The sequence below is a fragment of the Paraburkholderia sp. ZP32-5 genome, from assembly GCF_021390495.1.
Classification (GTDB): Bacteria; Pseudomonadota; Gammaproteobacteria; order Burkholderiales; family Burkholderiaceae; genus Paraburkholderia.
This window is the reverse complement of the sequence record NZ_JAJEJP010000001.1, coordinates 836,809-849,322: the sequence shown is the minus strand read 5'-3', so window position 1 is coordinate 849,322 and position 12,514 is coordinate 836,809. Positions and strand designations below refer to the sequence as shown.

Sequence of the window (12,514 nt, the reverse complement as noted above, 5' to 3'; positions counted from 1 at the left end):
AAATGTAATCGATTACATTTTTGAACGATGCTGGCGCAAATCGCAAGCACGGATCGCTAGGGATTAACACGGGGGCCCTACGGGGTCACACAGCGCCGCTCGACCGGCCGCCTGCCGCAATCGTGCCCGCGAGCGTTCGGCGCGACACCGCCATTTGGTACAATCCCGCAGTTACTCTGACGCGGCTTGCAGTCTGAAGGCTTTCTCCCAGGCCGCGCCCGGCGGCAACCCGCCGCGGCACCAGTCAGGGCAAAAGTCCGCGGCACACCTCGCCCGCTCGCCAAACCAAAACCGCCGAATCCACCATGAACATCGAGCAAGCGCGTTTCAACATGATCGAACAGCAGATCCGCCCCTGGGAAGTGCTCGACCAGGACGTGCTGAATCTGCTGTCGATCGTCAAGCGTGAGAATTTCGTCCCCGCCGCCTACCGCGATCTCGCCTTCGCCGACTTCGAAGTGCCGCTGCCGGCCGGCCAGCATATGCTGGCGCCGCGCGTCGAGGCGCGCACGCTGCAGGAACTGGCGGTGAAGAAGCACGAAAGCGTGCTCGAAATCGGCGCGGGTTCGGGTTATATGGCGGCACTGCTCGCGCACCGCGCGCAGCACGTGCTGACCGTCGACATCGAGCCGGAACTGGCCGAACTGGCGAAGAGCAACCTGATCGCCAATGGCGTGCTGAACGCCGAAGTCGCGACCGGCGACGCGTCGCGCGGCTGGGCCGGCGCGGCACCGTACGATGTGATCTGCGTGTCGGGCGGCCTGCCGGTGCTGCCGCAGGAAATCCTCGAACAGTTGAAAGTTGGCGGCCGTCTCGCGGCATTCGTCGGCACCGCGCCGGTGATGAAGGCGCAGATCATCACGCGTATCGACGACAAGCAGTACCGCATCGCCGACGTGTTCGAAACCTATGTCGAGCCGCTTGCCAACGCGGTGCAGCCGACGCGTTTCAAGTTCTAAGCGATACCTCTGCGTCAGGCGCGGCCTTCAGGCCGCGCCATCGACCAACCGGACGGCGCGCTCGCTGCCGTCTGCGTCAACACAGTCCCCAGCGTCACTCAAATAAAAGCGTCACGCGCATGTGCCGGATTCGGCTGAATTCGACACCGTATCGGCGCGGCGGCTATCCATCGCCATAACGCTCAGCGCTTCACGCGTGTCACTGCGGCGGCAGAGCCAGCGGCGGCGGCGCGAGCCGCGGCGTCTGCACGACGTGCGGAACCATCCTGTACGTGATATGCGAATGACTCGAAAACTGCGGAATCGGAGCATCCGGCGGCCCCGCCAGGGCGGTGCCCGACGCGTAGACCTGCTGTAGCTGGCCGGCCGCGTCGAGTGGCTGCGGGGCCATTGCCGCCGTCGCGCCCGAAGCGGAAGCCAACGCCGCCGGCTTCGCTCCGCCCGCCGCTGCGTCGCGCTGCATGAATACCCAGCCAGTCGAATAAGACAGCCACACGCGCCGCCATCTTAGGAAGTCCATCCCGAGCAGCATGCCGACGCCGGGCGGCACGCCGGTATCGCCGATCTCGATCTGCGCGTTCCTGAACACGCGCGTACCGATCTGCAGCGCGTCGAAACGATGCCGGTAGATCACAAACGACGTCCCCGCGACGCCCTCGCCGGACGTCTTCGGATCGCGCGCGAGCATCTCGCCATCGACACCGGCGCGCTGCGCGGCTTCGCGCCCGACCAGCGAGCGCGCGGCGCCGGTATCGAGGATCGCGCGCATCGGCTGACCGTTGAGCCGCACGTTCATCAGGAAAAGATGGCGCGGCGTGTACTCCGGCGAATAGGACTGAAACTCGCCGCTCCACGGCACGAAATGGCCGAGGCAATTGACGGCCGTGTAGAGCGTCATCGTGTGCGCGGGAAAGTCGAGTTCCACGTCATAGCGCGACAGGATGTCGGCGCCGAGAATGCCGGCAAGCTGCGGCTCGGCCATTCGCGCGAAGGTGTTCGCCCCGGTGACCGGCACGCGCAGATCCGGCCATTGCGTCGCGCCGAGCGCGATCGATGCGATCCGCGGATAGTCCGGCGTGATCGCATCCCCGACGCCGATCACCCGCTGCGCGCTGGTGCGGTCGTAAGGCAGGTTCAGCGCGTCGGCGGCGGCGGGTGTCAGCGCGGATTTCTGCGAACCGGTGTCGATCACGAAAAGACGCTTTTCGCCATTGATGCCGGCCTCGACGAGAAAGCGCCCGGCGCGTTCGACGAGCGGAAGCTGGGCTTCTTTCGTGAGCTGGCACGTGGCGTCGGCCGTTTGCGCGTGCGCCCAAGATGCCGCGAGGATCGGCACAGCCAGCACCAACGCGGTGGTCATCACGCGAGCGTCTGCTTTCATTGCAAATAGCGCCTGTTTTATTGTGTTCACGCTGTTCGAACCGCTCTTCAGCGCATCCCCGTCAAATCGCCGTCAAATCCCCGGCCGCAGCGTGATCGTGAACACGCGCGGCGCTTCGCCGTTTTCGTCGCGCGGCATCGGATCGGAGCGCCGAACCGCGTCGAGCGCGGCCTTGTCCCACCCGCGGTCACCGCTCGAGCGCACGATCCTCGCCGATTCGAGGCTGCCCGACGATGTGCAATGCACTTCGATCACGGTTTGCTGATCCTTCACCTCGCCGCTCCAGACGATGTTCGGACGCACGTGTTGCCGCACCATTTCCGCGTAATCGAATACGGTCGGCGCGGACGCCGGCTGCTGCGCGGATTGCCGGGCCGCCATCATCGCCGCCAGATTCTTTAGCGCGTTCGTCACTATCGACGCGGAACGCCGCTGGTCTTCGATGGCCGCGACCATCACCCAATCGCGCTGCGGTTGCGGCGTGGCATCGAACGCGTGCCGGTAGAAACGCGTGGCTTTGCACCACACCTGCGGCGAAAGATCCGCCACCTTGCCGCCCAGCAACACGCCGAGATCTTCCGTCTCCGACGGATCGTGTTTCAGCGCCGCCGCGATCGACGCCGACAGCGCGAGCTGTCCTTGCAGCCGCTGCCCGGGCGTCAGCTCCGGCGGCGGTGTGCTTTGCGTCGATTGCTTGAGCAGATGGAACAGCGCCTGCAGTTGCGCCTGGAGTTCGGCGTCACTCTGCGTGCCCAGGCTCATATAGCGCGATGTCACGAGCTGGACGTTCTTGACTCCGCCGCAGTCCTCCGGCGCGCTGTCGAACGCGTGTGTTGTCATCGCCGTCAACTGCTCGCGGTCCTCCGGCGAGATCTTCGCGATGCCGTCCAGCATCGCCATCCCGCGCAACAACGCAGCCTGCCCCGCTGTGGCCGGGTTGTTATCGGATGAAAAGAAGCGCTTGATGTCGGGATCCTCCACGACCTGGCGCGCCCAATCCGCCAGCAGCTTCGCCTTCGACGAACCGGGATCGATGCCGAACCTGACCAGCAGGTCCGAATCGAGCGGCTTGCGGAGGTCGAATGGCAAGGCCGTGGCCAGCAGCGACGAATTGGTGGTGCCGACCATAAGCGACGGCGCCAAGGGCAGACCGCTCAGCGGCGCCGCCGTGCCCTGGCCGGTGCCGCGCGCATCGACAATCGGGCGCGCCGCGGAGAAATCGAAATTCGTTTCGACCGCAACGGGCTTGCCGTCCGAGCCCATGACGGGCCGGCACTGGGCGCGCCGCGACGCCTGCAGCGCGGCATTGTCGAAGGCGGGATTGCGGGACGATTTTTCCACGACCGCGTCACTGACCTTGCCGCTCTCATCGACCCAGACCCTGACGGTGGCGCCGAAGCGCGGCGCGGGGCCGCCGGCAGCGTCGACGGCTTTCAGATCGTCAGCGGACAAAGCATAGCTGCAGCCGATGGTCTGCGCGGACACGTAGCGCGTCTCCGGCGCGGCGCTGACATTTGCCTTTGCCGCCGTCATCATGCCGGCGAAAGCCGCGAGGCCGGCGGCCGCCACGGCGACGGCCCGCATCGTTTTGCCGGCACGCGCACGCGGCACTGAACCCCTGTGACTCGATATCTGCATTTTTGTATTCGTTCGCCGTTGAAGTCGCCTGAGCGCAAACCGGCGACACCGTTGCGCTGGCGTTGACTCTTACCGCACCTGATGCACCCGAACTGCACAAACGCCGCTTGATTATCGTGCATTCGTATGTCGGCCGCACTTCGCTCGCGGACAGCAAAGCGTTACGGTTTGCTACCGTTTGCTACCATATGGGCTTGATCCGGGCCTGATCCGCCTCACCCCTTCCTCGAACCGAATACTCCGCTGATGCAAAATCTGACCGCTCCCGCACTCGCCGAATGGCTCGCCGATACTTCGCGTCCCGCACCCGTGCTGCTCGACGTGCGCGAGCCGTGGGAACTGCAAACCGCGTCGATGGCCGGCGTCGTGTCGATTCCGATGCGCGAAATCCCCGCGCGCAGCGAAGAACTCGACGACGACGCGCAGATCGTCTGCATCTGCCATCATGGCGCACGCAGCGCGCAAGTCGCGATGTTCCTCGAATCGCGCGGCCATACCAACGTTTTCAATCTGCAAGGTGGCATCGACGCGTGGTCGCGCCAGGTCGATCCTTCGGTTCCGACGTATTGAAGTTGACTGCGCAGTAGCGCATTGAAGCGGCGCAAGGGCTGATGGTCCTTGCGCCGTTTGTCTTTTTACACAGCGAACGTCATGCACGAAAGCGCGGCGTGCATGCACCGCGCTCGCTCTCCTCACACGCCCTTCGCGCGCTAATCACGCGTCAATCACGCATCGATCGCGCATCCCTTAGGCGCTGCTCGCGCCCACACCTCGCCCGCCTGTCCACGCACAATCACGCACGCCTCGTCGCGGCGCGGCACGCACCTGAACGAAGCGCGTCGCGCGCGTCGCGCACCAGTTTCGCGCCACGCCACGGCACTGCCCGTTGCGCATCACGCTTCGCACGCAAGCGCCGCTAACCCACGCTGCAACGGCAGCGCGCGGCCCGACACAGCCGCAATACGTCGCATGGCATATGCCTTGCAATACACGATCGGCAAATCGTCCGGGCTCAGCGCTGCTGGCTGAAGTCGACGCTCATAAACAGTCACCATCCATGACAAGGGGAAACCACAATGAAACGTCGCAGTCTGTTGAAGTTCGGTTCCATGTCCGGCGCGCTCGCGCTTGCAGGCCGCGTGCCGTTCGCGCACGCGCAGTCCGACAGCGGCCCGATCAAGGTCGGCATTCTGCATTCGCTGTCGGGCACGATGGCGATCTCCGAAACGTCGCTGAAGGACACCGCGTTGATGACCATCGCGGACATCAACAAGAACGGCGGCGTGATGGGCCGTCAGATCCAGCCGGTGGTCGTCGACCCCGCTTCGAACTGGCCGCTGTTCGCCGAGAAGGCGCGTCAGTTGATCACGCAGGACAAGTGCGCGGTCGTGTTCGGCTGCTGGACTTCGGTATCGCGCAAATCGGTGCTGCCGGTGTTCGAAGAACTGAACGGCCTGCTGTTCTATCCGGTGCAGTACGAAGGCGAAGAGATGTCGCGCAACGTGTTCTACACGGGCGCGGCACCCAATCAGCAGGCAATTCCGGCGACCGAATATCTGATGAGCGCCGAAGGCGGCGGCGCGAAGCGCTTCTTCCTGCTCGGCACCGACTATGTATATCCGCGCACGACCAACAAGATCCTGCGCGCGTTCCTCAAATCGAAGGGCGTGCAGGAAGCCGATATCCAGGAGGTCTATACGCCGTTCGGACACAGCGACTATCAGACCATCGTCGCGAACATCAAGACCTTCTCGCAAGGCGGCAAAACGGCGGTGATCTCGACCGTGAACGGCGATTCGAACGTGCCGTTCTATAAAGAACTCGGCAACCAGGGGCTCAAGGCGTCGGATGTGCCGGTCGTCGCGTTTTCGGTCGGCGAGGAAGAGTTGCGCGGTATCGATACGAAGCCGCTCGTCGGCAATCTGGCTGCGTGGAACTACTTCATGTCGCTGCGCAACCCGGCCAACGAGAAGTTCAAGAAACAGTGGGCCGCATGGGTGAAGGACAACAACCTGCCGGGCGGTACGAAGCGCGTGACGAACGATCCGATGGAGGCGACCTTCGTTGGCATCCATATGTGGAAGCAGGCGGTCGAAAAAGCGAAGAGCACCGAGGTCGACAAGGTGCGCGTCGCGATGGTCGGCCAGACGTTCGCCGCGCCGTCGGGCTTCACGCTCGAAATGGACGGCAACCATCATCTGCATAAGCCGGTGATGATCGGCGAGGTGCGCGCGGATGGTCAGTTCAACGTCGTGTGGCGCACCAAGGGACCGATTCGCGCGCAACCGTGGAGCCCGTTCATCGCCGGCAATGCGGGCAAGCCGGATGTGGTCAGCTCGATACCGGCGTTTTTGAAGCGCTCGCGTGTGGCGTAACGGCGTAGCGGGGCAGCGTGCGACACGATGGGTGGCATGAAACACACGCTCACGCCACCCGTTAAGCCGCTTCGCGATATCTGCATGCCCATGCGCGTCAGGTGCTGGTGTTTGCGCATCGCGCGGCCGGTGCGGGCTCGTGCCACGCGCTGACGCGCACGCAACCACGCGGCCGCGCGACGCGACAAGACGACAACACAACGGCGACACGACAACACCGCAACACGACGACGGCAGCGACAAGCCCGAGCAGCGTCGCGGCGCGACATCGCACAAAGAACGATGCCGCACCGCGCACGCCCTTTATCCGCTCATCGATTCGCAACGTGCAAAGGCCGCCATGGCGTTTTCATTTCCTCTCTCCGCGCGGCGCTTGCTGCCGCAATTCACGTTGCCATTCACGTTGCGACTCGCGCCGCAATCGATACATCGATCCGCGCGCCGCGCGCTCGCTGCGGCAACGCTCGTCGTGCTCGCCGCGGCCGCACCATCCGCCGCGTTCGCGCTAACCCAGGCTGACGTCGCGCCGCTGGCCGGCGACGACTTCGACGCGAAATCCGCCGCCATCGACAAACTGATCGCGACGCACGATGCCGCGTCGCTCGCGGTGTTGAAGGCGCTAGCCGACGACAGCGCACTCGCCACCGACTCAGGCGCCGTGCTGCTGCAGGACGGCGACAACGCGCGCGATGCCGTCACGGGCCAGGCCGTCGCCGCGAACGACGCACAACCGGTCACGCTGAACAATCTGCTGCGCTCGAAAGTAGCGGGCGCGCTATCGGGCCTGCAACTCGCGTCGCCGGACGAAGCCACGCGCGCCGCCGCCATCGACGCGCTGCTGCAAAACCCCGATCCATCGATCAAACCGTTGATCGACGCGGCCCGCGCGAAGGAGACCGTTCCCACGCTGAAAAAGCGTCTCGACACGCTATGGGCGATGTCCGCATTGCACGACCCCGATCCGGCGAAGCGCCTCGAAGCAGTGCAACTGGTTGCCGCGCGCCATGACCTCGACATGAACGAGCTGCTGCGCCCGCTGGTCGCGAGGAAAGCGGACGGCTCTTACGCCGAAAGCGACGAACGCGTGCGCGCCGCCGCGCAAGGCGGCATCGACGAACTCGATACGATCCAGCGCCGCAGCCAGATCGCGGGCACGCTGTTCGCGGGACTGTCGCTCGGCAGCGTGCTGCTGCTCGCCGCGCTCGGCCTCGCGATCACGTATGGGCTGATCGGCGTGATCAACATGGCGCACGGCGAATTCCTGATGATCGGCGCGTACGCTACCTACGTCGTGCAGAACCTGTTCCAGCGCTTCGCTCCCGGCGCGTTCGATTGGTATCCGCTGCTCGCGATACCGGCCGCATTCGTCGCGGCGGGACTCGTCGGCATCGTGCTCGAACGGCTGGTGCTGAAACACCTGTATGGCCGCCCGCTCGAAACGCTGCTGACCACCTTCGGCGTGAGCCTGATCCTGATTCAGGCGACCCGCATGCTGTTCGGCGCGCAAAACGTGCAGGTCGTGAATCCGTCGTGGATGAGCGGCGGCGTGACCGTGTTGCCGAACCTGATCCTGCCGTATAACCGGCTCGCGATTCTCGCGTTCTCGCTGATCGTCGTCGCGATTGCGTGGGGGGTGCTCACACGCACACGTCTTGGCCTGTTCGTGCGCGCGGTCACGCAGAACCGTCGCATGGCCGCGTGCGTCGGCGTGAAGACCGCGCGCGTCGATTCGTATGCGTTCGCGTTCGGCGCGGGCATCGCCGGCCTCGGCGGCTGCGCGCTGTCGCAGATCGGCAATGTCGGACCGGACCTCGGCCAGAGCTACATCATCGATTCGTTCATGGCGGTCGTACTGGGCGGCGTCGGCCAGCTCGCCGGCACCGTGCTCGGCGGCTTCGGCCTCGGCCTCGTCAGCAAGGCGATCGAACCGTTCTGGGGCGCGGTGCTCGCGAAGATCGCGGTGCTCGTGCTGATCGTGCTGTTCATCCAGAAACGTCCGCAGGGCATGTTCGCCCTGAAGGGCCGCAGCGCGGAGGCATGAGATGACATCGGCTAGCTCATCGGCAACTTCTTCGTCTTCCAGCGCGACGTCACGCGCCGCCACGACCGGCAACGGCGCACCCGCCGCACGTGACACCAACACCGGCTTCGCACTCGGCCTGCCTCCGCGCCCCGCGCTGCTGTCGCGCTGCGCGTGGCTCGCACTGATCGCGCTGATCATCGTGTTCGGCCTCGGCGTGCCGTTCGCCGCGCTCGTGATTCCGGAGACCAGCGCGCTGCATCTGTCCGCGTACGCGATGACGCTCACCGGCAAATTCATGTGCTACGCGATCGCGGCGCTCGCGCTCGATCTCGTGTGGGGCTACTGCGGCATTCTGAGCCTCGGCCATGCACTGTTCTTCGCGCTCGGCGGCTACGCGATCGGTATGTACCTGATGCGCGCGATCGGCCACGACGGCAAGTACGGCAGCGATCTGCCCGACTTCATGGTGTTTCTCGACTGGCATCAGTTGCCGTGGTACTGGCAGGGCACGCAGCATCTCGGCTACGCGTTGCTGCTCGTCGTGCTCGTGCCGGCCGTAATCGCGTGGATCTTCGGCTTCTTCACGTTCCGCTCGCGCGTGAAAGGCGTGTACCTGTCGATCATCACGCAGGCGATGACCTTCGCCGCGATGCTGCTGTTCTATCGCAACGAAACGGGCTTCGGCGGCAACAACGGCTTTACCGACTTCAAGCGCATCGCCGGCTTTCCGATCACGCACCAGGGCACGCGCGCGGCGCTGTTGCTGATCACGTTCGCGGTGCTGGTCCTCGCGTTTCTCGGCGCGCGCGCGATCGTCACGTCGAAGCTCGGGCGCGTTGTCACCGCGGTACGCGACGGCGAAACACGTTTGATGTTCCTCGGCTACAGCCCGCTTGCGTACAAGCTGTTCGTGTGGACCGTGTCGGCCGTACTGTGCGGTATCGCGGGCGCGCTGTACGTGCCGCAGGTCGGCATCATCAATCCGGGCGAGATGTCGCCGGGCAATTCGATCGAAATGGCGATCTGGGTCGCGGTCGGCGGACGCGGCACGCTGATCGGCCCGATCATCGGCGCGTTCGCGGTGAACGGCGCGAAGAGCTTTTTCACCGCGAATTTCCCCGAGTACTGGCTGTTCTTTCTCGGCCTCATTTTCGTGCTGGTGCCGCTGCTGCTGCCGAACGGCATCATGGGGCTCGCCGCTCTGCTGACGCGCAGGAGCAACCGCTGATGAACGAAAACCCGATGGTTCCCGATCTGGCTTTACCTGAAGAACCCGCCGAACAGGCGCTCAGCGGCGTCGCGAACATGGGGCATGCGGTCGTGCCCGGCGAAATCGACGTATCGCACGGCACGATCCTCTATCTGGAGGACGTGACCGTCAGCTTCGACGGCTTTCGCGCGTTGAATGCGCTGTCGCTCGCAATCGACGCCGGCGAGCTGCGCTGCATCATCGGTCCGAACGGCGCCGGCAAGACGACGATGATGGACGTGATCACCGGCAAGACCTCGCCCGACAACGGCAAGGTGTTTCTCGGCCAGTCGATCGATCTGACGCGGATGAACGAGCCGGCGATCGCGCGCGCGGGCATCGGCCGCAAGTTCCAGAAGCCGACCGTGTTCGAGCAGCATCCGGTGTGGGAGAACCTCGAACTCGCGATGAAGACCGACAAGAGCTGGTGGGCATCGCTGCGCGCGCGGCTCGATCGCGACGCGCAGGCGCGTATCGAGGAAACGCTCGAGTTGATCGGACTGGAGAGCGAAGCGCGGCGGCTCGCCGGCGAGTTGTCGCACGGGCAGAAGCAGCGGCTCGAAATCGGCATGCTGCTGATGCAGCAACCGGCGCTGCTGTTGCTCGACGAACCGGCCGCCGGCATGACCGACGACGAAACGATGCAGCTCGCCGCGCTGCTCAACCGCTTGCGCGGCAGTTGCTCGATGATGGTCGTCGAACACGACATGGAATTCGTCGCGGCGCTGGCGGGCGAGCGCGGCAAGGTCACGGTGATGGCCGAAGGGCGCGTGCTCGCGCACGGCACGCTCGATGAGGTGAAGCGCGATGAGATGGTCATTGAGTCGTATCTGGGCCGATGAGCTGGGTCGATGAGCTGGACCGCTGAGCTGGACCGCTGAGCGGGCCGATAAACGCGTCGTCAGCCCGCTGCTGACGCAACGATTGCACGGGACATCACGAACATGCTCGAAGTAGAAAAGCTGAACCAGTACTACGGCGGCAGCCATATCCTGCGCGACGTCAAACTGACCGTGCCCGACGGCAAGCTGACGGTGCTGCTCGGCCGCAACGGCGTCGGCAAGACCACACTGCTGCGCTGCCTGATGGGCGTCGTGCCCGCGAAAAGCGGCGCGATCGCATGGCGCGGCGCGCCGATCACAAAGCTGCCGACGCATGCGCGCGTCGCCCAGGGGCTCGCTTATGTGCCGCAAGGCCGCGATATCTTTCCGCGTCTGACCGTCGAGGAAAATCTGCTGGTCGGCGCGGCCAGCAAAAAAGCGCCGAAGCAGATCCCCGCGCGCATCTACGAACTGTTCCCCGTGCTGAAGGACATGCGCAACCGGCGCGGCGGCGATCTGTCCGGCGGCCAGCAGCAACAACTGGCGATCGGCCGCGCGCTGATGAGCGAGCCGCAACTGCTGATTCTCGACGAGCCGACCGAAGGCATCCAGCCGTCGATCATTCAGGACATCGGCCGCACGCTGCGGCAACTGGTCGAGGAAATGGGCATGACGGTGCTGCTCGTCGAGCAGTATTACGACTTCGCGAAAGCAATCGCCGATCGCTACTGGGTGATGAGCCGCGGCGAGATCATCGCCGGCGGCGAGGGCGCGAAGATGGACGACGATGGCGTGCGCGCGTTGATCGCCGTTTGAACGTGTTGCTATACCCGAAGCTCATCTGTTGACGGCGCTGGTCGACGCTACTCGAACAGCGCCCTTTCCTCGCAGGCAACTGATCAATCATCTGATCAATCATCCGAAGAATCGCTCGCGGCAATGCACTTGCATGCGCCGTCCCGCCATCCGGCACGTCTGAACGCTGCCGCTCAAGTTATCCGCCACCTATCCGTTAAACAGGCTGTGAAGCAGGCTGCAAAGAGGGCTGTGAAGCCAGCCTTGAAGTAAGCAGGCGCTGAAACGCCGTGCAGGATCGCGGCTCGGGCCAGCGTTCAAGCGACGAGGGCTGCGCCGGATAACGGAACAGACGAACCAGGCGATGGAAAAGATCGATGCCACCGGGGGCGCCTTTACCTCGGCGGACCACGAGGACCGGTGGACGAGTCATGCCGATACCATCGACGCGCTTCGCTCGACAGCCGCGACACCTGCGGTGCGGCGCGAGGCGGCGGGATACCGCTTCGAATACTGGATCGACATGGCGGACTCGACATCGCCCTGGTACATGGCCGTGTTCGAACGCAACGGAGCACTCGTCGGCTTCCTGTCGTTCGGCCCGTGCGACGACGTGCTGGTGGTCAACGAAGTCGCGGTGAGAAAGGCCTTTCGCAGAAGAGGGATTGCATCGGCCATGTACAACCTCGGCGAGCACGCCACACAGCGGAAGTTCGTGCCGTCCCGTCGCGCGTCGCCCTACGCCGCCGCCTTCTGGGCAAATCGGTGCGCGCGCATCCGTTGATGGAGAAATTTCCAGCTCGCAAACGATTTCCGTGCCGTTTTAAATCGTTGCAACTCGGGCAGAAGCGCCGGGCCAATGTCAGGACCGTTTAACCAGGAGGAGACCATGGACGGGAAAAGTCAACTTAGACGCGAGTTCTATCAGAACTCCGCCTCCTATTGCCGCGTGATGAATGTCGTATCGGCCGTGACCTTTGGTCTGTTCCGCGAAGACAGCGGCGAGACGGCCGGCATGTTGTCGGTGCGCTGGGAAAAGCTCGGCAACGAACTCGCGCCGCAACTGCACGCCTATTACGACAGTTGGCACGTGCTCGCCTCGGTCCCCGACGTTCTCGCGAAAATGGCCGGGACAACCGGGCCGTCGTGTTCGCCCGAGGCGTTCTGTCAGCTATTGCTCGATTGCGGATTCATCGATCGCGCCGAGCGTGGCTTGCATGATCATACCGAGGCGACACTCATACGCTAGACGCACCTGCCTGCAAGCATCGAA

11 protein-coding genes are annotated in these 12,514 nt (G+C 64.4%); 9 read left to right on the top strand and 2 right to left on the bottom strand.

Features of this window, described 5'->3' with window-relative positions:
• Window positions 1–305 precede the first annotated feature (305 nt).
• Window positions 306–959: a protein-L-isoaspartate O-methyltransferase family protein gene (locus L0U82_RS03585; RefSeq protein WP_233828555.1), complete on the top strand. Its 654-nt coding sequence runs from the start codon at window positions 306–308 to the stop codon at window positions 957–959.
• A 199-nt stretch (window positions 960–1,158) separates the two neighbouring features.
• Here L0U82_RS03585 and L0U82_RS03580 read toward each other — a convergent pair whose 3' ends face one another.
• Both L0U82_RS03580 and tolA read right to left on the bottom strand, forming a co-directional pair.
• The gene (locus L0U82_RS03580; protein ID WP_233828554.1) at window positions 1,159–2,340 is read right to left on the bottom strand and encodes a retroviral-like aspartic protease family protein; all 1,182 of its coding nucleotides are present in this window, start codon (window positions 2,338–2,340) and stop codon (window positions 1,159–1,161) included.
• A gap of 72 nt (window positions 2,341–2,412) precedes the next feature.
• Window positions 2,413–3,924 (bottom strand): cell envelope integrity protein TolA, encoded by a 1,512-nt coding sequence (gene tolA / locus L0U82_RS03575; protein WP_233828553.1) that lies wholly within the window; start codon window positions 3,922–3,924, stop codon window positions 2,413–2,415.
• A gap of 300 nt (window positions 3,925–4,224) precedes the next feature.
• Between tolA and L0U82_RS03570 the strand changes: the two genes are divergently transcribed.
• From L0U82_RS03570 to L0U82_RS03535, 8 genes are all read left to right on the top strand, one after another.
• Window positions 4,225–4,548: a rhodanese-like domain-containing protein gene (locus L0U82_RS03570; RefSeq protein WP_018431735.1), complete on the top strand. Its 324-nt coding sequence runs from the start codon at window positions 4,225–4,227 to the stop codon at window positions 4,546–4,548.
• A 506-nt stretch (window positions 4,549–5,054) separates the two neighbouring features.
• A complete protein-coding gene (urtA, locus tag L0U82_RS03565) occupies window positions 5,055–6,353 on the top strand; it encodes an urea ABC transporter substrate-binding protein (RefSeq protein WP_233828552.1) in 1,299 nt (432 codons plus the stop codon).
• Window positions 6,354–6,693: 340 nt separating this feature from the next.
• Window positions 6,694–8,394: an urea ABC transporter permease subunit UrtB gene (gene urtB / locus L0U82_RS03560; RefSeq protein WP_233828551.1), complete on the top strand. Its 1,701-nt coding sequence runs from the start codon at window positions 6,694–6,696 to the stop codon at window positions 8,392–8,394.
• A 1-nt stretch (window position 8,395) separates the two neighbouring features.
• A complete protein-coding gene (urtC, locus tag L0U82_RS03555) occupies window positions 8,396–9,604 on the top strand; it encodes an urea ABC transporter permease subunit UrtC (RefSeq protein WP_233828550.1) in 1,209 nt (402 codons plus the stop codon).
• Window positions 9,604–10,467, top strand: coding sequence for an urea ABC transporter ATP-binding protein UrtD (gene urtD / locus L0U82_RS03550; RefSeq protein WP_233828549.1), 864 nt, complete (start codon window positions 9,604–9,606; stop codon window positions 10,465–10,467). Before urtC ends, urtD begins: the two co-directional genes overlap by 1 nt.
• A 102-nt stretch (window positions 10,468–10,569) precedes the next feature.
• Window positions 10,570–11,262: an urea ABC transporter ATP-binding subunit UrtE gene (urtE, locus tag L0U82_RS03545; protein WP_233828547.1), complete on the top strand. Its 693-nt coding sequence runs from the start codon at window positions 10,570–10,572 to the stop codon at window positions 11,260–11,262.
• Window positions 11,263–11,605: 343 nt separating this feature from the next.
• Window positions 11,606–12,025, top strand: a complete 420-nt coding sequence (locus tag L0U82_RS03540) for a GNAT family N-acetyltransferase (protein WP_233828545.1) — start codon at window positions 11,606–11,608, stop codon at window positions 12,023–12,025.
• A gap of 105 nt (window positions 12,026–12,130) precedes the next feature.
• Entirely contained in the window at window positions 12,131–12,490 is a 360-nt protein-coding gene (locus L0U82_RS03535; RefSeq protein WP_233828542.1) for a hypothetical protein, read from the top strand.
• Window positions 12,491–12,514 lie beyond the last annotated feature (24 nt).

Bases quoted from the DNA above. Each gene is read 5' to 3' on its own strand.
- L0U82_RS03540 (WP_233828545.1), top strand. From the start codon at position 11,606: ATGGAAAAGATCGATGCCACCGGGGGCGCCTTTACCTCGGCGGACCAC.
- urtD (WP_233828549.1), top strand. From the start codon at position 9,604: ATGAACGAAAACCCGATGGTTCCCGATCTGGCTTTACCTGAAGAACCC.
- L0U82_RS03570 (WP_018431735.1), top strand. From the start codon at position 4,225: ATGCAAAATCTGACCGCTCCCGCACTCGCCGAATGGCTCGCCGATACT.
- urtC (WP_233828550.1), top strand. From the start codon at position 8,396: ATGACATCGGCTAGCTCATCGGCAACTTCTTCGTCTTCCAGCGCGACG.
- urtE (WP_233828547.1), top strand. From the start codon at position 10,570: ATGCTCGAAGTAGAAAAGCTGAACCAGTACTACGGCGGCAGCCATATC.
- urtA (WP_233828552.1), top strand. From the start codon at position 5,055: ATGAAACGTCGCAGTCTGTTGAAGTTCGGTTCCATGTCCGGCGCGCTC.
- urtB (WP_233828551.1), top strand. From the start codon at position 6,694: ATGGCGTTTTCATTTCCTCTCTCCGCGCGGCGCTTGCTGCCGCAATTC.
- L0U82_RS03535 (WP_233828542.1), top strand. From the start codon at position 12,131: ATGGACGGGAAAAGTCAACTTAGACGCGAGTTCTATCAGAACTCCGCC.
- L0U82_RS03585 (WP_233828555.1), top strand. From the start codon at position 306: ATGAACATCGAGCAAGCGCGTTTCAACATGATCGAACAGCAGATCCGC.
- L0U82_RS03580 (WP_233828554.1), bottom strand. From the start codon at position 2,340: ATGAAAGCAGACGCTCGCGTGATGACCACCGCGTTGGTGCTGGCTGTG.
- tolA (WP_233828553.1), bottom strand. From the start codon at position 3,924: ATGCGGGCCGTCGCCGTGGCGGCCGCCGGCCTCGCGGCTTTCGCCGGC.